This is a genomic window from Tumebacillus amylolyticus, assembly GCF_016722965.1.
Taxonomy (GTDB): Bacteria; Bacillota; Bacilli; order Tumebacillales; family Tumebacillaceae; genus Tumebacillus; species Tumebacillus amylolyticus.
In genome coordinates this window covers 384,299-409,027 of record NZ_JAEQNB010000005.1, presented here as the reverse complement: position 1 = coordinate 409,027, position 24,729 = coordinate 384,299, and the positions used below count along the sequence as shown (strand labels likewise).

The window sequence follows — 24,729 nt, the reverse complement described above, 5'->3', positions numbered from 1 at the left end:
ACGCTAAGGAATCTAAGACGTACAAAGGAGTGAGACCGAGATGGCGAACATCGTCATACTGGGTGCCGGATACGGAGGCATGGCCACAGCCGTCGCCTTGGAGAGATCCGGTCAACCCTTCACACTGATCAATAAACATGAGTACCACTACTTCACCACCCTGCTCCATGAACCGGCAGGGGGTCGTAACACATTCGACGAGTATTCCGTTCCACTGCGCGAGGTGTTGCGCCGACCGTCATCTGAAATTCTCAAAGCGACGGTGCAGGAATTGCGCCCGCAAGACAGCAAAGTGATCACAAACCAAGGAGAGCTCCCCTACGACTACTTGGTCATCGCGCTGGGCAACGCGCCGGAATACTTCGGAATCCCCGGCATGCAAGAGAATGCGCTGGTGCTGCGCTCTCTGGACACCGCCCGCCAATTGCATGAACACATCGAGAAAACGTTCGCTTCGTGGCATGAAGACCAAGACGACGCCAAACTCCGTGTCCTCATCGGCGGAGCGGGTCTGACCGGCATCGAGTTGTGCGGAGAACTGGCCGAGTGGTTGCCGGAACTGGCCGCTCAATACAACTTGCCCTTGGACAAAATTCAACTGATCAACCTCGAAGCCGCTCCCTCCATCCTGCCGATGCTCGACGAAGGCTTGCGCGAAGAAGCGCAGCGCGTGTTGGAAAGCAAGGGCGTCCAATTGCGCACCGGCACGGCGATCGTCAAAGTGAACCCGAATCAGGTGGAACTCAAATCGGGTGAAACCCTCGACGCCAAGACGATCGTCTGGACCGGCGGGGTGCGTGCCAATCCGTTGATCAAGGAAGCAGGCTTTGAGGTCGATCCGAAAGGCCGGGCCAAAGTGAATGAATTCTGCCAATCGGTGAACTTCGAGAATGTGTTCGTCATCGGGGACTCCGCATGGTTCACGGGGGAAGACGGCAAACCGTTGCCCCCGACCGGGCAGGCGGCCGAACAGATGGGCAATCGCGTGGCGGAGAATCTGCAAGCCATCGAGAGCGGTCTCCCGATGCAACCGTTCCATTTCAACAACCTTGGCACGCTGGCGTCGCTCGGTCACGAAGTCGGTGTCGGCAGCGTCAAGGGCGTTCGCACCAAGGGCGTGCCCGCCGCGTTGATGAAGGAAGGCTCCAAAGCAAAATATCTGTGGCACCTTGGCGGCTTGCGGATGCTCTCGCAGAAGCGCGGGCAATTCAAGCGCAAAGGCTAACACCCAAAAAACAAAGCCTGACACCCCGTAGTGGGTGGAGGGCTTTTTTTATTGTCTCTCAAGAAGTCTGGAATATGTTGTGTTTCCCAAGATACTTGTCCGTTTCGCAAGTAAAGCATTCTGAATAATTTATAGTAGCTAGAAAAGTGAGGGGGTGTGTGGCGATGAAAGGCAAACGCAAAGGCAAAGTGATTCGTGTCAAAAAGCGGATTCGTCGTGGCAAAGAAACCCTCAACGTCGTGATCAATGTGCGTGTCAACCCCTCCAATGTGACGGTGACCAACCGAACCGACGATTCCAACGAGCTTGGAAACGGCGGTTCCGGCGGTGGTGGCGGGATCAACGGAGGGGGCGGTGGCGGCGGAGGGGTTGGACGACGCTAACGTTTTTTTAGTAGATAGTGCGCAGAATTGGATGTTTGGAGGAGTTCAAAACGCCTTCACTTCACATAACGTGAAGGTATCTCAACTTTTCGCACATTTGGTTGAGTACGAATTACAAACTATTTTGGAGGTCTGAGGACATGAGTGATTTCAAAAAAGAACTCCGCAACTTGAAGGTTGGGGAGTTCCAAGCAGAACATCTGGCACCTGTTACCAAAAAAGGTGACCTCGATGCAATTCCCGTGTTCGCCTGTGGCGGAGGTGGAGGCGGCGGCGGCCTCTGCGGAGGTGGCGGCGGCGGTCTCTGCGGAGGCGGAGGCGGCGGACTCTGCGGAGGTGGCGGCGGCGGTCTCTGCGGAGGCGGCGGCGGCGGTCTCTGCGGAGGTGGCGGCGGTGGTCGTTGCGGAGGTGGCGGCGGCGGTCTTTGCGGAGGCGGCGGCGGCGGTCTTTGCGGAGGTGGCGGCGGCGGTCTCTGCGGAGGTGGCGGCGGTGGTCGTTGCGGAGGCGGCGGCGGTGGTCTCTGTGGAGGCGGCGGCGGCGGAGGCGGCGGTGGTCTCTGTGGAGGCGGCGGCGGAGGCGGCGGTGGTCTCTGTGGAGGCGGCGGCGGTGGCGGCGGCGGTCTCTGTGGAGGCGGCGGCGGCGGTGGCGGCGGTGGCGGCGGTGGCGGCGGTCTCTGTGGAGGCGGCGGCGGCGGTGGCGGCGGCGGTCTGATTCGCCGATAGTTCAACGCGCAGTCGATTCGGCTGACGGTTCCAACTGAGAAGGATTGCCCTTGTATGGACAAGTTATGGGCTTGCATACAGGGGCTCTTCTCTTTTTATATATCCTACATCACCCTACAGATTGGAGGAGCAGCATGAGCACGGTACATCCTTCTATGTGTTTGAAAGTGGCGGGGGGCACGTTTTTTTTGCCGGATCGAAACGGAGGCGTGTATTTTCGGAATCACGCGGGCTCGTTTCGGATGCAGGGCCGTGACATCCAGCAATGGATAGAGAAATTGATGCCGCTGTTCAACGGCGCACATAGCCTGGCCGATTTGACCGAGGATCTGCCGGAGCAACACCGCAATCGGATCTTTGAACTTGCAGAGGTGCTGTATGAAAACGGCATCGTGCGGGATGTGAACCGAAATTTGCCGCATCAACTGTCGGATGAAGTGGTGCAAAGGTACGCGGCACAGATTGAGTATTTAGATGTAAGGGGGCATTCGGGGGCTCGTCGGTTTCAAGAGTTTCGGCAGGCGCGGGTGTTGGTGGTCGGAGCAGGACCTTTTTTGGTCACGATGGCGGGGGCGTTGTTGGATGCCGGGTTGCAAGAGGTGCATCTGCTGATTCTGGATGCAGAGCCGACGTCGCGGGAGAGGTTGGTGGAGTTGCAAGAGCATGCGAGGCTGACGGATTCGAAGTCGGTGCTCCGGGAAGTCACCCTGCCGCTTGAGGAAGCGGTGGCGGCGCATGATTGGATTCTGTACGTGTCGGGTACGGGTGACGTCGAGCTCGTACGGGCGCTGCAATCGCTGTGTCGTCAGCAGGGAAAAGCGTTGCTTCCCGCGATGTATGTGGAGCAAGTCGGTCTGGTCGGGCCGTTGGTGCATCCAAACCTCTCGTCCGATTGGGAGTCGGCGTGGCGGCGGATTCATCGCGCGGCGGTCTGTCGCGATCCCAAGGCGCACTTTCCTTCTCCGACCGCAGAGGCGTTGCTTGCAAATGTAGTGGTCTTCGAGCTGATGAAGACGGCTGCGGGTGTGAACGAGTTCGTGCGGGAACAGGGGTTTTTCCTGTTGAACTTGGAGACGTTGGAGGGCAATTGGCACGGGTTTCTACCCTATACGGAGAGGGGCGCTGTTCAGGAGATTGCGGGGCTTGCGGAGAAGTTGGCGCAAGAGACGAGGGGGGCGCGGGAGGAGGAGTCGAGAAGTTGGTTTTATGCGTTCCGCCACTTGACGTCGAATGTGAGCGGCATCTTGCACACGTGGGAAGAGGGGGAGTTGCAGCAACTCCCGATGGCGCAATGTCGGGTGCAAGCGGTCGATCTTCAATCCAACGGGTTGGCGGATTTGTTGCCAAGCGAAGTCTGCCTCGGGCTCACGCATGAAGAAGCACGGCGGGAGGCGGGGCTTGCAGGATTGGAAGCGTATGTGGCGCGGGGTGTTTCACAGGAGGAATTCTTGGGAGTCGGGGCTGGCTTGACGCTTGCAGAAGCAGTCGGTCGCGGGGTGCAGAAGTGCTTGGAGGCGGAACTTGCGAGTCGGGAACGAGAGACTTCCATGAAAAAGCGATCTGTAGATCTGCTCACCATTGCAGACGAGCGATGCCTGTACGAGTTGCAAGCCCTGACGATTGCAAACGGAGCCCCCGTCATTGGCTGCGGCCCAAAGATCTGGGGGTTCCCAACTCTTTGGGTAAAAACGAACGGACACAGCTTCTGGGGAATCGGGTTGCACGAAACGATGGCAATGCGAAATGCACTCGAAAAAGCCTTGCAAAAAACCGTCATGCGAAGTGCGGAAGTTGAACATAACGTCACAGAAGATGCGAAGTTTTATGGTGCAGGGGACATTGATTCCGTACAACTTGGGTCGAGCGTCTCAGACGTGTCACCCGGCTCGCAATCGTCGGGAAGTCTCATGATCCCTGCCCGTGAAGTTGGTTTTTCAACGGACACGGTCTTGTCGGCTCTGCAAGTTTTGAGAGAGCATGGCAAGAAGGTCCTCGCGTTCGATTTGGCACAGGAGCCATTTTTACAACAAGTGCTGGCCGGCGTGGTTGGAGTGGCGTTGCGAGAGGAGGAATCTCCGTGAGCCATGTGGTGTGGGTGCTTGGCGTAGGAATTTTGGCAGACAAAGTCTGCGAATTGCTGTCCGACTCTTGCCAGGTCGTTCGGCACTCCGATTGGCCGAAACGGACGGAGAGTGAGGAGCAGACGGCCGATCTCGCCCTGTTGTTGCACGATGCTTGGCATCCCGCTCTCGATGCCAAAGCACATGCCGTCTTCCAAGAACTCGGCGTTCCTTGGGTACGCGGCTGTGTGCAGCTGGGAGAGGGGGTGCTCGGCCCGCTCGTCCAACCCGATCAACCGGGCTGCCCCCGCTGTGCCGATTGGCGGCGGCTGATGGCGGGTGGAGATCGTGAGGAGTCCTTGCAAATTCTGCACCTCTTGGAGCAACACGGAGGGTTGGACCGTGACCCGTTGGCTTCCCGGACGGCGCTGTCCCACTTGGCTCACGTGCTGACGGCCGACGTGCAGAGAGTGTTGCAAGGTCGAGAGGCTCAGTTGGCGGGGCATGTTTTTTTGGCGAACATGAGCACGTTGAAGAGCTCTCGGCATTTCTTGCTGCCCGATTCCTTGTGCCCAGTTTGCGGGAATCGGCCTGAGGATACGGCAGAGGCGGCGCGGATCGCGTTGCAACCCAATCCGAAGCTCAGCGCAACCGGATTTCGCACCCGTTCCATGGAGCAGTTGAAGGATGCGCTGCTCCGTGAGTATCTCGATCACGAAGTCGGATTCCTCAACGACGACCTGCAAGACTTGGTCTCTCCCTTCGCCGCCGTCACGGTGAATCTGCCTCTGTTGCACACCAACGAAGTCACCGCAGGACGCACGCATTCCTATGCCGAGAGCAAACTGACGGGCATCTTGGAAGGGTTGGAGCGGTTCTGCGGAGTCGCCCCTCATGCGAAGCGAACGGTCGTCCGCGGCTCCTATCGCTATCTGGCGGCACATGCGTTGAACCCTGCTCGCGTCGGGGTTCATGAGAAAAATCAATACGACCGCCCCGGCTTCCCGTTTCGCGCCTACGACCCGAATTCGCCTCTGGATTGGGTGTGGGGCTACTCGTTCACCCGCGAACGCCCGATTCTCGTGCCGGAGTTGCTCGCCTACTACAGCTTGGGTCAGGGCGACGGTTTCGTCTATGAGACGTCGAACGGTTGTGCGCTGGGCGGAAGTTTGGAAGAGGCGATTTTTTACGGGTTGCTCGAAGTGGTGGAGCGCGATGCGTTTCTCATGACGTGGTACGCGCAACTGCCTTTGCCTCGGTTGGACCTCGATTCTGTGCAAGACACCGAATTGCAATGGATGATCCACCGTCTGCGTGTGGTCGGCGGGTACGATCTCCATCTCTTCAACGCCACGATGGAGAACGGCATCCCGAGCATCTTCGCGCTGGCGAAAAACCGCAGGGGGCAAGGGCTTAACCTAATCTGCGCCGCAGGAGCCCACCTCGACCCGCTTCGAGCGATCAAAAGCGCCGTCCACGAGTTGGCGGGGATGATGCGGGTGCTTGATCACAAGTTCGAAGCCAATCGGGAGAAATGCGGGCGGATGTTCCGCAATTCGGCTCTCGTGCAGGAGATGGACGATCACATGCAACTCTACGGTTTGCCCGAAGCAGAGGAGCGGCTCCACTTTTTGTTGGATGCCGACCGACCGGTGCAGACGGTCGAGGAGGCTTTTTCGCGGAGAGAGCAGCGGGCCGATTTGACAGACGATGTGCGGGACTTGCTCGACGTGTTCCGCAAGTTGAATCTGGAAGTGATCGTGGTGGATCAGACGACACCGGAGGTGAGTCGAAACGGGCTCTCTTGCGTAAAAGTGCTGATCCCGGGGATGTTGCCGATGACGTTTGGACACCATCTGGTGCGCGTCAAAGGGCTTGAGCGCGTATTGAAGGTTCCCGCACAACTCGGGTATGCCAAGAAAAAGCTGACCCGCCGACAACTCAACCCGCACCCACACCCGTTTCCATAAAGGGGGGACCGAGATGAATCCCGATGCTTTTTTACACGCGTTGCACTATGACGTTGACCGGATTCGTCCCTCCGACTGGCAAGTGGATTGGGACGACTCGCCGCTGCTCTACAAACTGTACCGAGGGCTCCCGCAATTCCCGCTGTCTGCGGAAGTCCCTCTCACGCTCCCGGGGAAAAAAGCGTCCGGGACGCCCTCGCTTCGTGAAGTCGGCCACTTTCTGTGGTATGTCAACGGCCTGATGCAAGCCAGCGACTCCGGGTATGGGATGAAGTTTCGGCGGTTTTTTCCTTCGGGCGGGGGCTTGTATCCGAGCGAGTTGTACGTGTATTTGAAAACGGATGGCGTGCCGACCGGCGTCTATCACTACAGCGCTGCCCATCATCGTTTGGTGCTGTTGCGGGAAGGGAAGTTTGACGAGGTTCTGGGGCGGGCTCTCGGCGGACGGTGTGACCTCGACGCTTGTTGGGGGGCGGTGTTCGTCTCGACGATGTTTTGGAAAAACTTCTTCAAATACAACAACTTCGCGTATCGCCTGCAAGGGCTGGATGCCGGGGTGTTGCTCGGACAGCTCTTGGAGGTGTCGAAGCGGTTCGGCTACACGGCGGGCGTTTGCTATCAGTTCTTGGATCGGGCGGTGAACTCTCTGCTTGGAATTTCGGAGTTGGAGGAGAGCGTGTACGCGGTCGTTCCGCTCTCAGTGAAGCCGACGGGAGAGTGGTTTGCGAAAGCGCAAACGAATACGTCGTGCAAGGACCTCATCCGTGAACTTCCCGACCTTCATCTCAAGCACTATGTCCGGTCGAAATGGATCAAACCGTTTCCCTTGTTGGTTCGGATGAACGAAGAGGCGATGCTTGATAACACGAACGCTTTTACAAAATGGCAAGGAGGTACCTCCACAGGGGACGCCTCGAATCTGACGGCGTTGCCACAAGTACCGCGCTTGTCCTATGATCTGGCGGCGGTCGGACGCAAGCGAACTTCCTCGGGAGAAGACTTTGTCTTGCACGGAGTCAGTCAAACTCAACTTGCGATGCTTTTGCAGGAGGCCACGAACTCTTTTTCCTACTGCAATGATCTGGATGGGGGCGAATCGACGAAGCCCCGCGTCTCGCTGTACGGCTCTTTGACCGGCGTGGAGGGCTTGCCGGACGGAGCTTATTCATACGACAACAGCTCCCACACCTTGCAAAGCATCCGCCTCGGAGACCACCGCTACGTGTTTCAACAGGGGGTCTCGATGCAGAACGTCAACATGACCCAAGCCCCGCTGTGTTTTCACGTCGTCGGGGACCGAGATCACCTCACCGAATCGCTCGGGTTTAGAGGGTATCGCATTCAGCAGATGGAAGCGGGTCTCCTCGTCCACCGTCTCGTTCTCGCTGCGACGGCTCTCGAACTCAGCGGACATCCGTTGCTCGATTTCGACACCGCCGCCTGTGACGAGCACTACAACCTGCAAACGCAGGCCACGCTCATCCAGATTCCCATCGGAGTCACCCGCGTTCGCCCGCGTTTTCAAGGACTTTTACACAGGTAACGAAAAAAAGGAAGCCACTTCGCGGGCTTCCTTCTTTTTTCCAACACTCATACTCGTCGAACTTTGTCTTATACATAGGAGGAACAGCACGATCGAGGAGGGTATGAGCGAGAATGTCTGTCATGCAACAATGGGGGAACGTGGGAATTGAATTTCAAGAAGACGGGTGGTACGGGGCACTCACCCGTGAATTGACATTCGTACAGGCGGCAATCGTCGCACAGGGTATCGCTTCATTTATGAAAACGGAAGACTTGACGCAAAACGGCATGATCGTCGGCTTCGTCGGCGACGCTCGCGGGTACTTGTTTGCAGAGCGCATCGCCGAGGTGCTCGCCGGAAATCAAGTCATCGTCTGGCTCTGTGAAGAAGAGGCCACCGAAGGCCAACTTTGCAACGCGATTCGTCAAGAAGGACTCGACGGCGGCATCCTCGTCACGGGCCAAGGCACGACGGTTCGCGGACTGAAATTCCTCACGCCGGAGAAAAAAGAACTCACACCGGCACACATCGAGCCCTATGTTCGGGAAATTGAGGCGGGCGCACGAGGATTGCTTGTGAAGCCGTATGCACAGGCGTCGAGAGAGGGCGCGCTTCTCTTGTGCGCGTTTCAGATGTAGGGTACAATGCGGATGACTTGTCTCAATTTTGACCGACTCTCGCCAAAAAGGAGTCCTCTCATACATGCCAAGAAGCATCCGCGACATCCAAACTGAATTGAAAAAAGGCATCATCCAACCGGTCTACCTGCTCTACGGCACCGAAGCGCTCTTGATCGACGACGTCGTCCAATCGATCCAAGACGCCGCTCTGCCGCAAGGGATCGACGACTTCAACTACATGCGTTTCCACTACGACGAATCGCCGATCCAACACGCGGTTCATGAAGCGGAGACGATCCCGTTTCTGTCGGAGCGCAAATTGATTCTCGTGCAGAACTGCGCCGCGTTCACTTCGGCGAAGTCCCCGCGCGTCGACCACGACCCGGAAGCCCTCCAAGCCTACATGGAGAATCCGGCTCCCTATACGACGCTGATCTTGACCGTCTTCGCCGAGAAACTCGACGAGCGCAAGAAACTCACCAAGATCGCCCAACAAAAAGCGGCCGTCGTCCAATTCGTCTCGCTCAAGGAAAACGAGTGCCGCGACTGGATCGCCGGAGAAGTCAAACGCCAAGGCAGTTCGATCACGAACGACGGCATCGGACGCCTGATCCTCTCCGTCGGCACCAACCTGCGGCTTTTGCGCAGCGAGTTGGAGAAACTCGCGCTCTACGCAGGTCCCGGCGGCACGATTGACGAAGCGGCGGTCGACATGCTCGCCACGCGAACGATGGAGCAGAACGTGTTCGTGTTCATCGACGAAGTGGTTCGCTTGCGCATCGACCGTGCCATGCGGATGATGTACGACCTGCTCAAGAACAAGGAAGAACCGATCAAACTCCTGTTCATGATCGCCCGCCAAGTGCGGATGATGCTCCAAGTCAAACTGCAAAGCGGTCGCGGCTACAACATCAACCAGATCGCACAGCAACTGGGCGTCCATCCCTACCCGGCGAAGATCGCCGGCGAGCAAGGCAACTTCTACAGCGTCAAAGAGCTGGAGAAACTGCTGTTCGAACTGGGTGAGATCGACTACAAGATCAAAACCGGCCAACTCGGAGACCGCACCGCTTTGGAGATGTTCATCCTGAGCCTGCCGCATAAAGTCTCCGCTGCGAGTAGGCAACGTGCCTGACGGAGATACTCCCTAGCAGAAGGGAGGTGGAGCCAGATGGCGCGCAAGAGACGACGTCTGCTCGTTCCGGGAGCGCGAGACGCCTTGGAACTGTTGAAGGCCGAAGTGATGAACACCACGCCCGAACAGGCGAAGTTCAAATCGGCAAGTGAGCAAAACATCCCGCTCACCACGGGGGACAACGGCAACCTAACCGCACGTGAAGCAGGCAAAGTCGGAGGACCGATCGGCGGCCAGATGGTCAAGAAACTGATCGCCCTCGCCCAGATGCAGATGATCAACGAACAACATCGAGACGAGAACCGCCCCCAACAGTAGCGTGGGCGGTTCTTTTTTTTCGTTTGAATAGTCAGAAAAATATGTATACAAAGTGACAACCCTTCGCTTATAATAGACTTATCAAGTTATATTGTAATTGTAGCTTGACAAAGATCGACAAAAATTAAAACTAGGCGGTGGTCTTTCATGAGTCAGTTGATGAGCAACGTACATCGCAAGTACTCGGTTCGTCCGGATGCGGTAGACATGCGTGACAAAATGTTCCGCACCGCCATCTTCAACACTCCGGAGGCACTCCCGAAAGCGGTGGATCTGCGCGACAAATGCTCGCCGGTCGTCGACCAAGGGCAACTCGGCTCTTGCACGGCGAACGCGATGGCGTCCGGTTTGCGCGAATACCTGCTGCTTCGTTCCGGCCAGCCGTTTACCCCGCTCTCCCGTCTGTTCCTGTACTGGCACGAGCGCGAGATGGAAGGCTCTCTGAACGAAGACGCCGGCGCACAAATTCGTGACGGCATGAAAGTTTTGAACAAGGTCGGGGTCTGCCCGGAAGCCGATTATCCGTACGCCATCGACCACTTCAAGGACAAGCCAACCTCGCAAGCTGAGAAGGATGCGGCGCTCTATCGCATCGGCGAGTACCACCGGATTGCGTCTCTGTCCCTGCTCAAAGCGGCGCTGGCTCAAGGTCTGCCCGTCGTCATCGGCTTTGCGGTCTATGATTCGTTTGAAAGCAAGGAAGTCGCCGCCACCGGGATCGTCCCGATGCCGGACGCTGAAACCGAACAGATGCTGGGCGGCCACGCCGTGCTCGCCGTCGGCTACGACGACGAGGGAGGTCATGTGATCATCCGCAACTCGTGGGGCGAAGGCTGGGGCGACGAAGGCAATTGCTACTTCCCGTATGAGATGTGGGACTACAACCACATCTTGCAATCCCCCATTGTGTTCGACATGTGGACAGGCCACTAAGCATGGCTTTCAGGACATACAAAAAACGACCCAGGGAAATCCTTGGGTCGTTTTTGCATTCCATCTGAAAAACTCCATCGCTTTGGCGCCAAAGTCATGAAGCTCCTATGGAAACCGTCTTACGCGGAAGCTTGGTTGAACTTCTTGGTCAGACGGGATTTTTTACGAGAAGCAGTGTTCTTGTGCAGGAGACCTTTGGAAACAGCCTTGTCCAGTGCACGAGTCGCTTGCTTCAGCAAGGTTGCGGAGTTCGCATCGTTTGCTGCTACAGCTGCTTCGAACTTCTTGATTGAGGTGCGGAGAGCGGATTTCGCAGCAGCGTTACGCAGGGTACGGGTGCTGGTGGTCTTCACGCGCTTCACAGCGGATTTGATGTTCGGCATCTATATTTCACCTCCATTTCAGAGCACATATCCATAAAAAAGGACATTGGATATTTTATCATGACTAGTGCGAGAATGCAAGGTTTGTATCTCCCTTGCATAATTTAGAAACTCTGAGCCACTCTAACTCCAAGACCCTAGTCAGAAAGCAGGTGGAGTTCGTGGGCAAAGAGCCGCGTTACAAGTATAGCCAAGAATCCGCACATACGCAAATGGATGATGAGTTTTGGAACTCCTATAGCGTCAGCACAGATCTCGCATTGGAGGCGCACCAGATTTTTTCTCCCGATCACGGGGGGACGATTCCGGGTGTGAACCTGTCCGAAGAAGAGGACGAAGGCATCAAAATTACCCGCATGTCGATCCTCGACGATGTCGGCGGCAAGATCATGGGCAAGATGCCGGGCAACTATCTGACGCTTGAGATCCCCGGCCTGCGATACAAAGATCCGCAGTTGCAGCGCCGCGTCTCGGAGACGCTGGCGGCCGAATTCCGCAAGTTCGCCAATCTCACGGCGGAATCGACGGTGCTCGTGATCGGACTTGGAAACCGCAAAGTGACGCCCGACTCGCTCGGGCCGCTGGTCTGTGACAATCTGTTCGTGACTCGCCATCTCTATGAACATATGCCCGACCTCGTGGCAGGCGGCGGCTATCGTCCGGTGGCAGCCGTGGCGCCGGGGGTGCTTGGCATTACGGGGATTGAGACGTCCGAGATCGTGCACGGCATTGTGAAAAAAGTCAAACCCGACCTCGTCATCGCCGTCGATGCACTGGCGGCGCGTTCGATGGAGCGAGTGAACACCACGATCCAGATCGCGGACGTCGGCATCTCGCCGGGGGCCGGTGTGGGCAACAAGCGCAAAGGGCTTAACAAAAAATCGCTCGGCGTCCCCGTCATTGCAGTCGGGGTACCGACCGTGGTTGATGCAGTGACGATTACCAGCGATGCGATGGACCTGATCGTAAACCGTTTGGAGCAAGACGTGCCGGGCAACGGCATGACCAAGCTGTTCGCCAACTTTGATGAGCGGGAAAAAAAGCAGTTGATCTTCGAACTGCTTCAACCGATCGGCCAAAACCTCATGGTCACCCCGAAGGAAATCGACACCTTCGTCGAAGACATCGCCAACGTCCTCGCCAACGGACTGAACGTCGCACTTCATGACGCCATCTCCATGGACGACTCATCCATGTACACGCACTAACTGCCTGAAAATCAAGAGCCTGCTGAGGAATCTCCTCGGCGGCTCTTTTTTAGTGATACAGTAGAAATGAATATAAATGTACAAATGAAAATTTCGCATTTCACAACTTCAAGATATATTGTTGTGAATTTAGTAATTTGATATACTGATGTCAGAATAATTTAATACTATCATCTACTTCTGTTATATCAGAGGGGGAAGTTGCATGGATCGTGTATCCACACTCGTAGACTTGCTTCGCCTCAGGTCGAAGGAACGTCCGAGCGAGCGCGTCATGATTGGCCAAAACGACCGGGAGGAAGTGCTTGGCTCGGCGACCTATGCCCAGTTGGATGACCGTGCCCGTGCGGTCGGCGCCCTTTTGCAAGGTTTTAAAGCCAAGGGCGAGCGCGTTCTGCTGCTCTATGCCCAAGGCCCGGCCTATCTCACGGCGTTGCTTGGCTGTTTCTACTCCGGAACCATCGCGGTTCCCGTCGCGGCACCGCGCGATGTGCGCAATTTGGAATCCTTGCAGAGAGCTGTCGAGAATTCAACTCCGACCGTCATCCTGACCACGTCGCTGCTTTTGAACTCGATCCGCGACGTGTTGCGCGACCAACCCGATTCTGCGCTCAAACAAGTGCGCTGGGTCGCGACCGACGCCGTGCCGATTGAACTCGGCGGCAAATGGCGGGACGCGGGCGTTCACGGCGAGATGGTCGCGTACTTGTCCCATCCGGAGGGCTTGGTGGACGATCCGACTGCGGTCACCGTTCATCACAGCGACCTCATGCAGAGCGATTATATCGTTCGAGGGGCTCTAGAGTCCACGGAGGAACCGGCCGTTCTGCTGGCGGGACACCTTGGATTCAAACTTGAAACCGAATAAGAACTAGACTAGACAAAGAGAGGTCATTCCAAATGAAAAAGTTTCTCGCACAAACCAGCGTTCGACTGGCGTTGGTCACCGTTTTGACAAGCGGCTTGATCGGGACCGGAGCTGCAACGGCCGACGTCACGTACACTTCCAAACTGCCGCATCACTTTGTTGCGCTTGGCGATTCGCTCACACTGGGCCTTGAGCCGGGCGTTGACTACTCGATGAACGAGCCCTACGGATTCGTCGACCGCTTGTACGAAGACTCCCTCTACACGGGACGCACCTACGTGAAAAACTACGGAGTGGCGGGCTTGAACTCCACCGGCCTCGTGAAATACCTGGACGCGCTGAAGCAAAATAAAAACACCACTCCGAACGAAATTCAAGCAGACCTGCCGGAAAGCCCGCGCACAGACCAACTGTTCTCGCAGATCGAAGAATCCCGCCAAGAACTCGCCGTTGCCGATCTGATCACCGTGACGATCGGAGCGAACGATTTCGCGCCCGACTTCGCAGCGTTCGTCCAAGCAGGCGCTGACGACGATGTGAAAGCGAAGACCAACGATGTGCTCGACACCCTGTCCACCAACCTCCGCTCCGCACTCGCCACCCTCCATGAACTCGCACCGCATGCACAAGTCGTCATCGCTGACGGCTACGTTCCGTACTTCACAGACGGAGATCAAGCCACCTACGACCGCCTCCAGCAAGTCTCCGAAGACACCACGACTACCCTCGACGAAATTGCCGACAGCATGAAGTCTGACACCTTCCCGATCAAAGTGGCTCACGTATCTGAGAAATTCAACGGTCACGAGCGCGACTACACCCATCTCGCCGAGAACGACGTTCATCCGAACCAAGCCGGATACGAGGCGATGGCAGATGCTTTCGCTCAAGCGATCTGGGGCGGACGCTACCGCATCACCGAGCAACGCCAGCCGATCAACGTCATCGTCAAAGGCAAGGAATTCCACAACGACTATGAAGTCACGATGATCAACGACCGTGCATACCTCCCGCTTCGTGAATTTGCAGAAGCGGTCGGCGCCGAAGTCGGCTGGGACGAAGAGAACCAAGCGGCGATCATTTCGATGGGCGAGAGCAACGTGAAATTCTCCATCGGTTCCGATACGTTGCTCGTCAACGGCGAGGAAGTCAAAATCGACGCTCCCGTCCACCTGCTCTACGACGGTACCAAAACGTACGTCCCGCTTCGTGCGATCTCGCAAGGTCTGGGCTTTGACGTGGAATACATTTCGAACAGCAACACCGCCTATATCAACAACTAATCATTTTGCTAGAAAAAGAGACCGTGCCACACTTGAGGGTGGCACGGTCTTTTTTTCGTTGTCATATCTAGCAACGAGGATTCATAGAGTAGGGGCATAGAGAACAAAGGAGGACGGTCGCCATGAAGAACCGCAATGAGGAGCGCAAGCGACGGTTTCGCTCTCTGACGTTGAATTTAAGCAGCCAAAAGGCTCGCACCACGATTGTCACGATGGGGCTTGCCACGGCGGTTTTTTCCATTTTTGTAGGAGTGGTGGCGGTGCAGTTGATCGCCGGAGGTTCAAGCAAGGGCTTGGCCGGGCGCATCTTGCACAGCATCTCCGCTCACTCGCTCAACGGAGTCATGTCTCAGGAGTTGCCGATGTACGCCTCGATTGCACCCACGCCGACGCTCGCCGATTCGACCGCTTCGCCCCGAGGACTCAGCAACATGCTGCTCTACTTGTTCACCGACATCGACGCAGGCAATCCGCTGACGATGCTCGGGTTTCAAGTGCCGGGCATGGCGGTCAGCGACTTCAAACTGCTGACGCCCGACCCGAGCTACACGACCCCGCCGTCCGATGAGCATGCCGCCAAGGACGCGCCGCCGCCGAACCTCAACGCCAAACCGCGTGAGAAAGTCGAGGACGTGCAACCGGTCAACAACAACGAACCGCTGGTCTACATCTACCACTCGCACAACCGCGAGTCGTTCCTGCCGGATCTGAAAGCGGGCACCAAGGCGGACAACGCCTACGATGCCAAGATCAACATCGAGCAAGCGGGTGGGGCGATGAAGCAGGAATTGGAAAAAGCAGGCGTGCCGACTCTGCAAACGCTCGTGGACTACTGGTCGGTCGGGGACTTTGACAACGCCTACGACTATTCGCGCCCGACGGTGCAAAAAGTGCTGAGCGAGCACAAAAACATCAAACTGATCTTCGACATCCACCGTGACTCTCTGCCGCGTGAGAAAACGACGACGACGATCAACGGAGTCGATTATTCGATGGTCTACTTCATCGTCGGCGGCGGCAACAACCCGCATTCCGAACAAAACGCAGCGACTGCCACGAAATTGCACGACTATTTAAAAGAAAAATACCCGAGCCTCTCCAAAGGGGTGTGGGTCAAAGGCCCGGCGCCTTACGACACCCGCTACAACCAAGACCTCGACCCGAACATGGTGCTGATCGAAATCGGCGGCCCGGGCAACTCCATCGAGGAGGAAAAACGCACGGCCACCGTGATGGCGGACGTCATCGCCCAGTATCTCAAGGACATCAACGCCCTCTCGCCGGAAGTGAAAGTGACCAAAGAAATGCAAGATTCGCAACAACGCCAAGAGCAACGGACGCAGACGGGCAACTAGGGGGTATCACCCCCTTTTTCCCGGACCATACTGGATAGCAAACTCTACTGGGGAGGAGTTGAAACCATGAAAGTCAAAACGATTCTGGAGCAGTCGGCCGTGTACGGCGTGTTGCTCGTAATGCTTGCGCTGCTGGTGATCTTCGGCATCTCCTCGGCGGAGAAGGGCGTCAACTCGCTGGTCGGCACAAACGACAAGCAAGCGCTCGCGATCAAAAACGAGCAGGGCGACGTCGATCTGAAAATTCTCGGCAAGGACGTCAAAGCCACCAAGCCTTCGTGGTCGCAAGAATTGAGCCATGACATTGAAAATCAACAGAGCTCCGTGGGCAGCGGGGTAGACACCGCTTCGATCTCGATTGGCACGTGGATGGAGACGGGAGCCAAGAAGTTGCTCGATTCGCTTTCGGGAGCTTTTACTTCGAATTAAATTTGAGACCCTGTGCATAGCGCAGGGTGCTTTTTTTTGTTATAATTACGGGCATGTATGGTCTCAGAAGGGGGACATCTTGAAGATGGACGCAAGAAAACGCCAGGAGAAGATCCGCAACTTCTCGATTATCGCACACATTGACCACGGGAAGTCCACGTTGGCTGACCGGATTCTTGAATATACAGGCACGATCTCCAAGCGTGAGATGCAAGATCAATTGCTGGACAATATGGACATCGAACGTGAACGCGGGATCACGATCAAATTGCAGTCCGTGCGCCTGAACTACAAGGCGAAGGACGGCGAGGAATACATCTTGCACCTGATCGACACGCCGGGACACGTAGACTTCACGTATGAAGTTTCTCGTTCGCTGGCCGCTTGCGAAGGCGCGTTGCTCGTCGTGGACGCGGCACAGGGCATCGAAGCCCAGACTCTCGCAAACGTGTACTTAGCTTTGGAGAACAACTTGGAAATTCTCCCGGTTATCAATAAAATCGACCTCCCGTCTGCGGAACCGGAGCGCGTGAAGCAAGAGATTGAGGACGTCATCGGTCTTGATGCGTCCGACGCGGTGCTCGCGTCTGCGAAGTCGGGCATCGGTATCCAAGACATCTTGGAACAAATCGTGCAAAAAGTCCCGGCTCCGACCGGCGACCCGGATGCGCCGCTGCAAGCGTTGATCTACGATTCCTACTTCGACCCGTACAAGGGCGTCATCGTTCAGATGCGGATCATCAACGGTTCGCTGAAAGCGGGTCAAAAAGTCCGCATGATGGCAACCGAAGCGGAGTACGAAGTCATCGAAGTCGGCAAACTCGCGCCGCGCATGATCGCCGTCGACGAGCTGATGGTAGGCGACGTCGGCTACTTCCACGCTTCGATCAAAAACGTCCGCGACACCCGCGTCGGCGACACGGTCACTCTCGTCGAGAACCCGGCGATGGAGCAATTGCCTGGCTACCGCGGCATCAACCCGATGGTCTTCTGCGGTCTGTATCCGGTTGAAACCAACGAATACAACGACCTGCGCGATGCCTTGGAGAAAATGGAACTCAACGATGCCGCTCTCAAGTACGAGCCGGAGACGTCGACCGCTCTGGGCTTTGGCTTCCGTTGCGGTTTCCTCGGCCTCTTGCACATGGAAGTTATCCAAGAGCGTCTCGAGCGCGAATTCGACCTCACCCTGATCACGACGGCTCCGTCTGTTGTCTACCATGTCTACAACACGGACGGCACCTCGATGGAAATCGACAACCCGTCCAAACTGCCGGACCCGCAGCGCATCGAGCGCATCGAGGAGCCGTATGTCAAGGCGTCGATCATTGTGCCGAAGGACTATGTCGGCGTCATCATGGAGCTCTGCCAAGAGAAGCGCGGCGTGTTCCTGAACATGGACTACCTCGACCAGAACCGCGTCACGCTCGTGTACGAGATTCCGCTGACCGAAGTTGTGTACGACTTCTTCGACCGTCTGAAGTCGGGGACGAAGGGCTATGCGTCGTTCGACTACGAGCTGATCGGCTACCGTCCGTCCGCGCTGGTCAAAATGGACGTTCTGCTCAACAACGAAATCATCGACGCCCTGTCGATCATCGTTCACAAGGACAAAGCGTACGCCCGCGGCAAATCGCTCTGCGAGAAGCTCAAAGAACTGATCCCGCGCCAGCAATTCGAAGTCCCGATCCAAGCGGCGATCGGCAACAAGATCATCTCCCGCGAAACGATCAAAGCGATCCGCAAAAACGTCCTCGCCAAGTGTTACGGCGGCGACATCTCCCGGAAACGCAAACTGCTCGACAAGCAAAAAGAAGGCAAGAAGCGCATGAAGCAAGTCGGCTCCGTCGAGGTGCCGCAAGAAGCGTTCATGGCGGTTCTCAAAATCGACTAACACAGCAAAAAACGTCCCCTGTGCACGAATGCGCAGGGGACGTTTTTTATGGTACAATGAAGTTTATCTGGACTTAGATAGAGGGGGACTTAAGTTGGTGTCCAAAGAAGAAAAGCAAAGAGAGCAACTTCATCAGATGTTGCAACATATAGAGGATTGCATGGCCGAGGAAATGTACGAGCGTGCGCAGGAGGTCTTGAATACCTGCTTGAAGCTGGAAGTGTATGACGCTCGCGTCTACCAGCGCTATGCGTTTGTCCTGCGGATGCTCGACCGTGTACCGGCCGCAGAGCTTTTTGAAAAAGTCGCGATGAACCCGGATGATGCGGAAGGCTACTACGGCGTGGCGCAAGCGCTGATGAAGGACAACCTGTTCGGTTCCGCCATCAACCCGCTGCGCAAAACGGTCGAACTGATCCCGATGGCGGCGAATGCGGTGTTTGAGCTGGGCTATTGCCTGCTCAAGGAATTCCGCATGGAAGACGCGCTGGAGCAATTCAAAAATGCGTACGAGTACTCCCCGAGTCCGAATACGGCGTTCTACGTCGCCTACACTTCGTTGCTGTCCAAGGACGCGGCGGGCGCGAAAGAACTGTTCCCCTACATCGAGGGCGAGTACGCGAAGCACAACCAAGAGCCGGTGATGCTGAACATTTTGAAGGACATGCTTGCGCGCTATGAAGCGTTCCCGCCGAAAGACCTGCGCGATTGGCACTTCGTTCAATACGGCACCCCGCTTCTGCGCACGTCGGAGGAAGACTTGGGCGAACCGAACGAAAACCTCAACGGCCGCTATGTGTTCATCAACTACGGCTGGCTGAACGTCGCGCAGATTCTCGTCGCGTTGAAACGCATGATCGAGGAAGTTCCGGGCTTCCCGCAGTACGAATACATCATTCCGGCGAGCATGGACGTAGCACCGATCGCCTTCGCCTTCTCCGAAATGACCGGCATCCCGATGGTGCCGCGTGAAATGCTCGACACGACGCAAAAAGGTCTGCTGTTCACCGCATGGTCGGATGAAGTTCGCGTGGTGGCGGAGCATATGTCGCACAATCCCAATGTCACGCTGTTCTCGTTCTCGATGGGCTGGACGCTGCAAGCGCCGGTTTGCCCGGACATGATCGGCTACCTCGACCAAGCAAGCCGTCTGCCGTGGCAAGAGACGATGTTGGTCCACGAAAACGGCGAGCGCAACCACCGCCCGGCGATGCAGGTGCCGCCGGAAGTCGTGATGTACCACATCTTGGAGCGCGTAGAAGCGGTCGACCAAGGCGAGATCGACAAGTTGGTGGCGTACTACACGGAACGCGCCCATCTGTTGAAAGTCGGCGAGAACATCAACAACCCGCGCCTCGGTTTCCAAGTCGAGTCGCCGATCGAATCGATCCGCATGGTGGTGTGACGAAGTGAAGGGACAAGTCTCGTCGCTGTACGTTCACATCCCGTTCTGTGCGTCGAAGTGCTACTACTGTGATTTCAACTCCTATGTCTCGACGTCTGATGTGATGGACCGCTACTTGGACGGCTTGGATCGAGAATTGGAAGCAGTCTCCTCCGCATATGAACACCTCCCGTTGCAGACGGTGTTCTTCGGCGGGGGGACACCGACGATTTTTGATGCCCGGCAGAGCGAGCGGATGATGGCGATGTTGCATCGCCACTTCCGCATGGCGGACGGCGTGGAGATTTCCGTCGAAGCCAATCCGGGCACCGTCGATTTGGAGAAGTTGCAAGTGTTGAAGGACGGCGGGGTGAACCGCTTGAGTTTCGGCGTGCAGAGCTTTGACAACGACCTGCTCGTCAAACTCGGCCGCCTGCACGACCGCGATGCGGTCTACCGCTCGTGGGAATTGGCGCGCCAAGCCGGGTTTGGCTCGATCAACTTGGACCTGATGTTCGGGTTGCCGGGGCAGACGGTCGAGACGCTTCAGAGCACGCTTCGGGCGCTGATCGATCTCGGGCCGGAGCATGTGTCGGCGTACTCGTTGAAAGTGGAGGAAGGCACGCCCTTCTACACGTGGTACGAGCGTGGGAAGTTGATTCTCCCGCATGAAGATGAGGAAGTGCTGATGTACCAACTCGTCATGGATTCGTTCCGTGCGAGCGGGTATGAGATGTACGAAATCTCGAACTACGCGAAGCCGGGTCACCGCTCGCGACACAACCAAGTGTATTGGAGAAACGAGCCGTATATGGCGACCGGCTCCGGTGCGCACGGCTATGTCAACAGCGTGCGGTACGTGAACCAAAAAGACGTGCCGCAGTACATCGAAACCACCGTTGGCGGTGAACGCCCGGTGGTGGAGACCGAGGAAATTTCTGACGTGATGCAACGAGAAGATACGATGATCCTCGGATTGCGTTTGTTGGAAGGCGTGACGTTCGAGCGGTTCCGCGAGAAACACGGGCAGGACATGCTGGACGTGTTTGCGAAGCCGATCCGCAAGTATGAACAACGTGGTTTGCTCACCGTCGATGACGTGGGAGTGCGCTTGACCGAGCAGGGGATTTTCCTCGCCAATGAAGTGTACGCTGCGTTTTTGGGTGACGAATAGAAGGTTTGGAAGGTTTGGATTGGTTGAAAGTACGTTGTGTGCTCGAAACTACTCCACCAAAATCAAATTCCGTAGGGGCGATTTTTTCGACTCTTTTGGGGATTGTTTTTGGTGGAGTTTTTTTCTAGATGCGAATTGGGCTATACTTTTAAGAACTGAAGCGAGGTGCGCTGATGACAATTGACAAAATGAACCGACCCCTGCGCGACCTCCGGATCTCCGTGACCGACCGTTGCAATTTCCGCTGTCGATACTGCATGCCGCCGGACGTGTTTGGCAACGACTACCCGTTCCTGTCTCGGGAGGAATTGCTGGACTTTGACGAGATCGTTCGTCTGTCGGAAGTGTTCGCCAAGCTCGGGGTGCGAAAATTGCGGGTGACGGGCGGGGAACCTCTGCTGCGTCCGAATCTTCCGGAATTGCTGGGGCGTTTGCATGAAATTCCGGGCATTGAGGATCTGGCTTTGACGACCAACGGAGTGTTGGTGCCGAAGTATGCACAGGCGTTGCGAGACGCAGGGTTGCAGCGGATTACGATCTCGTTGGATTCGCTTGACGAGGAACGGTTTGCTCATATGAACGGACGCGGCGTGAGCGTGCGCGCGGTGCTCGACGGCATTGAAGCGGCGGCAAAAGCGGGGTTGAAAGTCAAGGTGAACACCGTCGTGCAGAAGGGCGTCAACGAAGACGACATTCTGCCGCTGGCTCGTCATTTCCGTGGAACGGGGCATACGGTGCGTTTCATTGAATTTATGGATGTGGGGAATTCGAACGGCTGGATGTTGGATCAGGTGGTCTCGAAGCAGGAGATCTTCAACCTGATTCACCGAGAGATGCCGATTGAGCCCGTGGCTCCCGCAGAGCTCGGCGAAGTGGCGAAGCGGTTCCGGTACATAGGGAGTGAGGAGGAGATTGGTATCATCTCCTCGGTGACAGATGCGTTCTGCTCGACGTGTACACGGGCGAGATTGTCTGCGAACGGGCAATTTTATACGTGTTTGTTTGCGAGCAGCGGGTCTGATCTGCGCGATTTCATGCGTGGGGGCGTTTCGGCGGACGATTTGTCTGCGAAGATCGCGGAGATTTGGAACGGACGGGGCGACCGCTATTCCGAAGAGCGGATGGAAGGCACCCAGAAGCCGCGCAGCAAAATTGAAATGTCCTATATAGGCGGTTGATGACAGATGAAGTTCAATCGACCGACGGTTGACGTCGGAAAGGCACAAGACTTGCTCTTGCAACATCTCACTCCCTTAGAGGCGGAAATAGTCCCGCTCTTGGAGAGCTTCGGGCGGACGCTTGCGGAGGATGTCCACGCCACGCATCCGGTGCCGCACTTCGTGAAGTCAGGCATGGATGGATACGCCGTGCGGGCTGTAGACATCCAAGGGGCGACGCCTGAGACTCCGGCTCTGTTAAAAGTGAATGAAGTGATTCCCTGTGGATCTCTTCCCACAAAGCCAATAGGACCGGGGGAAGCCGCCCGCATCATGACGGGAGCCATGCTCCCCGAGGGCGCAGACACCGTCGTTATGTTCGAGATGACGGAAGAGCGCCAAGAAGCCGGCGGTGACGAAGGTTTTGAAAAAAAGGAAAGCCTGAAGTATGCGGTCGTATTTAAAGAAGTACCCCTCGGACGAAATGTCTCGCAGATTGGTGAAGAGATGGCGGCGGGAGAGTTGTTGCTCGAACGTGGACGCACGATTCAAGCGGGGGAAGCGGCGCTTTTGGCGACGTTTGGTTTTTCGGAGGTGCCCGTCGTGCGCAGACCTCGCGTGGCGATCTTCACCACCGGCTCTGAATTGCTGGCCGTCGACGCCCCCTTGCAACCGGGCAAGATTCGCAACTCCAACCGCTACATGCTCACGTCCCTCGTTCAATCGGCCAGTGCGCAAGTCGTCTCCCTGCAAACGGTGCCCGACGATATCGAGCAAGCCCGCGCCCTCGTGTGCGACTGGATGAACCGTGTCGACGTGGTGCTGACGTCGGGGGGCGTCTCGGTCGGGGACTTTGACATCATGGCAGACTTGCTCGACAACTGGGACGGTCAAGTGCTGTTTCAGAAGATCGAGATGCGACCGGGCAGCGTGACCAGCGCGGCTGCGCGGGGGAACGCTTTTTTATGTGCGCTCTCCGGCAATCCGGGTGCGTGTTTTGTCGGGTTCGAACTTTTCGTGCGACCGGTTCTGCACGGACTCCAAGCCCGTCGCCAAGTCTTACCAACAGCGTTCACCGCCGTCCTGCGCGGCGACTACCCCAAAGCGAACATCTACGCGCGCTACTTGCGCGGACAGACGCTTCTCCACGAAGGCAAAGTCTACGTCGAACCCGTGGGCAAGGACCAATCCAGCGTCACCGTCTCCATCAAAGACTCCGACTGTCTGATCGTCATCCCACCGGGCGGCGGCGTCCGAGACGGGGAAATGGTCACCGCATTGCGCTTGCCTTCCCAGCCCTACGCATGAAAAAACTCCCGTTTCAAGAACGGGAGTTTTGTATGCGCTCCGGGTGCGTGTAGACGTTCAGCGTGTCATTGCGAATAAAACCGACCGCCGTAATCCCCAATTCTTCCGCCATCTCCAACGCCAACTGCGTCGGGGCTGACTTCGAGAGCACGACTTCACACCCGATCTTGGCGACTTTGAGCAGAATTTCCGAGGAGATGCGTCCGCTGAACACGATGACTTTGTCGTCTACGGAGATGCCGTTTTTCAGACAGTGTCCGTAGATTTTGTCCAACGCATTGTGCCGACCGATGTCGGTGCGGGACAGCAAGATGCCGTTCTGATCGCAAAGCGAGGCATTGTGAACCCCGCCCGTTTCTTGAAAAAGTGCCGCCTGCGCCTGCATCTCCGACATCAGCCGGAAGCAATTCTCCACAGAGAGCGAGACACGGCGCTCCTTCATCGTCTTGACGGTGCGGGCGTCGTTGAAAAAGTAGAAGCTCTGGCGGCTTTTTCCACAGCAGGACGTGATGTAACGCTTGTTGTACAGGCGGGTGTTCAACGTGACCAACTTGTCGGTCTCGACATAGACGAACCCTTGCGCCGGGTCGACGGTGACGTTTCGAATGTCTCCGTACGAGCGCAGGACTCCCTCCGAACTCAAAAACCCGACCACCATGTCCTCGATATACTCCGGCGTGCAGACCACCGTGGCGAACTCCTCGTCGTTGAGGTAGATCGTCACCGGAAATTCGGTCACGACCGTGTCTTGTACGTCGCGGAATTCTCCCATGCGATACGAGCGGACGGTGCGGGTCGTGGAAATGGGTTGCAGTTTCCTCATCCCTTTCGATGGAGTCAATTTGAATTCATTCTACTCCGCTTCATGAAAATGTCAAAGGCAGGTGAGTCCTGATGAGCGCAACACGCCTCGCACATGAATTCTCCAACGTCGTGCGCGAAATCCGCAAAAAACACACCGGCAAAGGGCCGGAGGAGATCATCACCCGCTTTTGTGGACCGTGGGCGATTTCCGAAATGAAAGGCAATCTGACGAACTTGGAAAAATTCATGAGCCAGTCGGACGAAGGCAAACGGATGATCCACCAGACCCGCACCGCGTTTGTCAAAAAAATCTACGAAGAGCGCGAAGTGGTCGCCGCTTTGGAGAAAGTCGTCAACGCCACGTTCGTGACGCTGTTCAGCGATTTCAACGTGGAGATGGACGTGGCGATGACCGTTTTTGTTTTTGATCGACCTTTGGGTCTGGACAGTTAGGTGGGACGACGCCTATAATTATTTGTGCAAGGAATCATACAGGATTGGTTTCGCAGGTACGAAGGTGCTTGCTGCTACTCCATTACGATCCAGCTTTCATTCAACCAATGGGATGACGAGCTGTATTGTAATGGAGTT

23 protein-coding genes are annotated in these 24,729 nt (G+C 56.5%); 21 read left to right on the top strand and 2 right to left on the bottom strand.

Features of this window, described 5'->3' with window-relative positions:
- Positions 1-40: 40 nt before the first annotated feature.
- The 10 genes from JJB07_RS17495 to JJB07_RS17450 all read left to right on the top strand — a co-directional run bounded on the left by JJB07_RS17495 (position 41) and on the right by JJB07_RS17450 (position 10,891).
- A complete protein-coding gene (locus tag JJB07_RS17495) occupies positions 41-1,225 on the top strand; it encodes an NAD(P)/FAD-dependent oxidoreductase (RefSeq protein WP_201637253.1) in 1,185 nt (394 codons plus the stop codon).
- Between the two features lie 164 nt (positions 1,226-1,389).
- Positions 1,390-1,608 carry a hypothetical protein gene (locus tag JJB07_RS17490; protein ID WP_201637252.1) on the top strand — a complete coding sequence of 73 codons (219 nt, stop codon included), beginning with the start codon at positions 1,390-1,392 and terminating at the stop codon, positions 1,606-1,608.
- 140 nt (positions 1,609-1,748) lie between these two features.
- A complete protein-coding gene (locus JJB07_RS17485; RefSeq protein WP_201637251.1) occupies positions 1,749-2,330 on the top strand; it encodes a hypothetical protein in 582 nt (193 codons plus the stop codon).
- 134 nt (positions 2,331-2,464) lie between these two features.
- Complete coding sequence (locus JJB07_RS17480; protein WP_201637250.1) at positions 2,465-4,411, top strand: putative thiazole-containing bacteriocin maturation protein; 1,947 nt, start codon at positions 2,465-2,467, stop codon at positions 4,409-4,411.
- Positions 4,408-6,360: a TOMM precursor leader peptide-binding protein gene (locus JJB07_RS17475; RefSeq protein WP_201637248.1), complete on the top strand. Its 1,953-nt coding sequence runs from the start codon at positions 4,408-4,410 to the stop codon at positions 6,358-6,360. The genes JJB07_RS17480 and JJB07_RS17475 overlap by 4 nt, the downstream gene beginning before the upstream one ends.
- 13 nt (positions 6,361-6,373) lie before the next feature.
- Positions 6,374-7,903 (top strand): SagB family peptide dehydrogenase, encoded by a 1,530-nt coding sequence (locus JJB07_RS17470; protein ID WP_201637246.1) that lies wholly within the window; start codon positions 6,374-6,376, stop codon positions 7,901-7,903.
- Between the two features lie 113 nt (positions 7,904-8,016).
- The gene (locus tag JJB07_RS17465) at positions 8,017-8,523 is read left to right on the top strand and encodes a phosphohexomutase domain-containing protein (RefSeq protein WP_201637244.1); all 507 of its coding nucleotides are present in this window, start codon (positions 8,017-8,019) and stop codon (positions 8,521-8,523) included.
- 64 nt (positions 8,524-8,587) lie between these two features.
- A complete protein-coding gene (holA, locus tag JJB07_RS17460) occupies positions 8,588-9,640 on the top strand; it encodes a DNA polymerase III subunit delta (protein ID WP_201637242.1) in 1,053 nt (350 codons plus the stop codon).
- A gap of 36 nt (positions 9,641-9,676) precedes the next feature.
- Positions 9,677-9,958 (top strand): alpha/beta-type small acid-soluble spore protein, encoded by a 282-nt coding sequence (locus JJB07_RS17455; RefSeq protein WP_201637240.1) that lies wholly within the window; start codon positions 9,677-9,679, stop codon positions 9,956-9,958.
- A gap of 147 nt (positions 9,959-10,105) precedes the next feature.
- Positions 10,106-10,891, top strand: coding sequence for a C1 family peptidase (locus tag JJB07_RS17450; protein WP_236588152.1), 786 nt, complete (start codon positions 10,106-10,108; stop codon positions 10,889-10,891).
- Positions 10,892-11,010: 119 nt separating this feature from the next.
- Here JJB07_RS17450 and rpsT read toward each other — a convergent pair whose 3' ends face one another.
- Positions 11,011-11,274 carry a 30S ribosomal protein S20 gene (gene rpsT, locus JJB07_RS17445; RefSeq protein WP_201637239.1) on the bottom strand — a complete coding sequence of 88 codons (264 nt, stop codon included), beginning with the start codon at positions 11,272-11,274 and terminating at the stop codon, positions 11,011-11,013.
- Between the two features lie 212 nt (positions 11,275-11,486).
- On the opposite strand from rpsT, the gene gpr reads away from it, so the two are divergent.
- The 10 genes from gpr (at position 11,487) to JJB07_RS17395 (ending at position 23,334) form a co-directional block, all read left to right on the top strand.
- Complete coding sequence (gpr, locus tag JJB07_RS17440) at positions 11,487-12,482, top strand: GPR endopeptidase (RefSeq protein WP_201637345.1); 996 nt, start codon at positions 11,487-11,489, stop codon at positions 12,480-12,482.
- A gap of 205 nt (positions 12,483-12,687) precedes the next feature.
- Positions 12,688-13,350: an AMP-binding protein gene (locus JJB07_RS17435; RefSeq protein ID WP_201637238.1), complete on the top strand. Its 663-nt coding sequence runs from the start codon at positions 12,688-12,690 to the stop codon at positions 13,348-13,350.
- Between the two features lie 32 nt (positions 13,351-13,382).
- Entirely contained in the window at positions 13,383-14,633 is a 1,251-nt protein-coding gene (locus JJB07_RS17430; RefSeq protein ID WP_201637237.1) for an SGNH/GDSL hydrolase family protein, read from the top strand.
- A 122-nt stretch (positions 14,634-14,755) separates the two neighbouring features.
- Positions 14,756-15,988 carry a stage II sporulation protein P gene (gene spoIIP / locus JJB07_RS17425; RefSeq protein ID WP_201637236.1) on the top strand — a complete coding sequence of 411 codons (1,233 nt, stop codon included), beginning with the start codon at positions 14,756-14,758 and terminating at the stop codon, positions 15,986-15,988.
- Positions 15,989-16,054: 66 nt separating this feature from the next.
- The gene (locus JJB07_RS17420) at positions 16,055-16,417 is read left to right on the top strand and encodes a DUF3679 domain-containing protein (RefSeq protein ID WP_201637235.1); all 363 of its coding nucleotides are present in this window, start codon (positions 16,055-16,057) and stop codon (positions 16,415-16,417) included.
- Positions 16,418-16,502: 85 nt separating this feature from the next.
- The gene (lepA, locus tag JJB07_RS17415; protein ID WP_201637234.1) at positions 16,503-18,311 is read left to right on the top strand and encodes a translation elongation factor 4; all 1,809 of its coding nucleotides are present in this window, start codon (positions 16,503-16,505) and stop codon (positions 18,309-18,311) included.
- A gap of 97 nt (positions 18,312-18,408) precedes the next feature.
- Complete coding sequence (locus JJB07_RS17410; RefSeq protein ID WP_201637232.1) at positions 18,409-19,716, top strand: tetratricopeptide repeat protein; 1,308 nt, start codon at positions 18,409-18,411, stop codon at positions 19,714-19,716.
- A 4-nt stretch (positions 19,717-19,720) separates the two neighbouring features.
- Positions 19,721-20,869: a radical SAM family heme chaperone HemW gene (gene hemW, locus JJB07_RS17405; RefSeq protein WP_201637230.1), complete on the top strand. Its 1,149-nt coding sequence runs from the start codon at positions 19,721-19,723 to the stop codon at positions 20,867-20,869.
- Positions 20,870-21,042: 173 nt separating this feature from the next.
- On the top strand, positions 21,043-22,047 hold the full coding sequence (moaA, locus tag JJB07_RS17400; protein WP_201637229.1) for a GTP 3',8-cyclase MoaA: 1,005 nt from the start codon (positions 21,043-21,045) through the stop codon (positions 22,045-22,047).
- Between the two features lie 6 nt (positions 22,048-22,053).
- Entirely contained in the window at positions 22,054-23,334 is a 1,281-nt protein-coding gene (locus JJB07_RS17395) for a molybdopterin molybdotransferase MoeA (RefSeq protein ID WP_201637227.1), read from the top strand.
- A gap of 13 nt (positions 23,335-23,347) precedes the next feature.
- On the opposite strand, the gene fdhD is transcribed toward JJB07_RS17395, so the two are convergent.
- Positions 23,348-24,148 (bottom strand): formate dehydrogenase accessory sulfurtransferase FdhD, encoded by an 801-nt coding sequence (fdhD, locus tag JJB07_RS17390; RefSeq protein WP_430727234.1) that lies wholly within the window; start codon positions 24,146-24,148, stop codon positions 23,348-23,350.
- A gap of 80 nt (positions 24,149-24,228) precedes the next feature.
- On the opposite strand from fdhD, the gene JJB07_RS17385 reads away from it, so the two are divergent.
- Positions 24,229-24,591 (top strand): Na-translocating system protein MpsC family protein, encoded by a 363-nt coding sequence (locus tag JJB07_RS17385; RefSeq protein WP_201637223.1) that lies wholly within the window; start codon positions 24,229-24,231, stop codon positions 24,589-24,591.
- Positions 24,592-24,729: the final 138 nt, after the last annotated feature.

Excerpts from the sequence above, each read along its gene's own strand:
- JJB07_RS17465 (WP_201637244.1), top strand. The coding sequence starts at position 8,017 with ATGTCTGTCATGCAACAATGGGGGAACGTGGGAATTGAATTTCAAGAA.
- JJB07_RS17470 (WP_201637246.1), top strand. The coding sequence starts at position 6,374 with ATGAATCCCGATGCTTTTTTACACGCGTTGCACTATGACGTTGACCGG.
- holA (WP_201637242.1), top strand. The coding sequence starts at position 8,588 with ATGCCAAGAAGCATCCGCGACATCCAAACTGAATTGAAAAAAGGCATC.
- JJB07_RS17480 (WP_201637250.1), top strand. The coding sequence starts at position 2,465 with ATGAGCACGGTACATCCTTCTATGTGTTTGAAAGTGGCGGGGGGCACG.
- JJB07_RS17485 (WP_201637251.1), top strand. The coding sequence starts at position 1,749 with ATGAGTGATTTCAAAAAAGAACTCCGCAACTTGAAGGTTGGGGAGTTC.
- JJB07_RS17490 (WP_201637252.1), top strand. The coding sequence starts at position 1,390 with ATGAAAGGCAAACGCAAAGGCAAAGTGATTCGTGTCAAAAAGCGGATT.
- JJB07_RS17430 (WP_201637237.1), top strand. The coding sequence starts at position 13,383 with ATGAAAAAGTTTCTCGCACAAACCAGCGTTCGACTGGCGTTGGTCACC.
- JJB07_RS17495 (WP_201637253.1), top strand. The coding sequence starts at position 41 with ATGGCGAACATCGTCATACTGGGTGCCGGATACGGAGGCATGGCCACA.
- JJB07_RS17450 (WP_236588152.1), top strand. The coding sequence starts at position 10,106 with ATGAGTCAGTTGATGAGCAACGTACATCGCAAGTACTCGGTTCGTCCG.
- moaA (WP_201637229.1), top strand. The coding sequence starts at position 21,043 with ATGACAATTGACAAAATGAACCGACCCCTGCGCGACCTCCGGATCTCC.
- JJB07_RS17455 (WP_201637240.1), top strand. The coding sequence starts at position 9,677 with ATGGCGCGCAAGAGACGACGTCTGCTCGTTCCGGGAGCGCGAGACGCC.
- JJB07_RS17420 (WP_201637235.1), top strand. The coding sequence starts at position 16,055 with ATGAAAGTCAAAACGATTCTGGAGCAGTCGGCCGTGTACGGCGTGTTG.
- spoIIP (WP_201637236.1), top strand. The coding sequence starts at position 14,756 with ATGAAGAACCGCAATGAGGAGCGCAAGCGACGGTTTCGCTCTCTGACG.
- lepA (WP_201637234.1), top strand. The coding sequence starts at position 16,503 with ATGGACGCAAGAAAACGCCAGGAGAAGATCCGCAACTTCTCGATTATC.
- rpsT (WP_201637239.1), bottom strand. The coding sequence starts at position 11,274 with ATGCCGAACATCAAATCCGCTGTGAAGCGCGTGAAGACCACCAGCACC.
- gpr (WP_201637345.1), top strand. The coding sequence starts at position 11,487 with ATGGATGATGAGTTTTGGAACTCCTATAGCGTCAGCACAGATCTCGCA.
- JJB07_RS17385 (WP_201637223.1), top strand. The coding sequence starts at position 24,229 with ATGAGCGCAACACGCCTCGCACATGAATTCTCCAACGTCGTGCGCGAA.
- JJB07_RS17435 (WP_201637238.1), top strand. The coding sequence starts at position 12,688 with ATGGATCGTGTATCCACACTCGTAGACTTGCTTCGCCTCAGGTCGAAG.
- JJB07_RS17395 (WP_201637227.1), top strand. The coding sequence starts at position 22,054 with ATGAAGTTCAATCGACCGACGGTTGACGTCGGAAAGGCACAAGACTTG.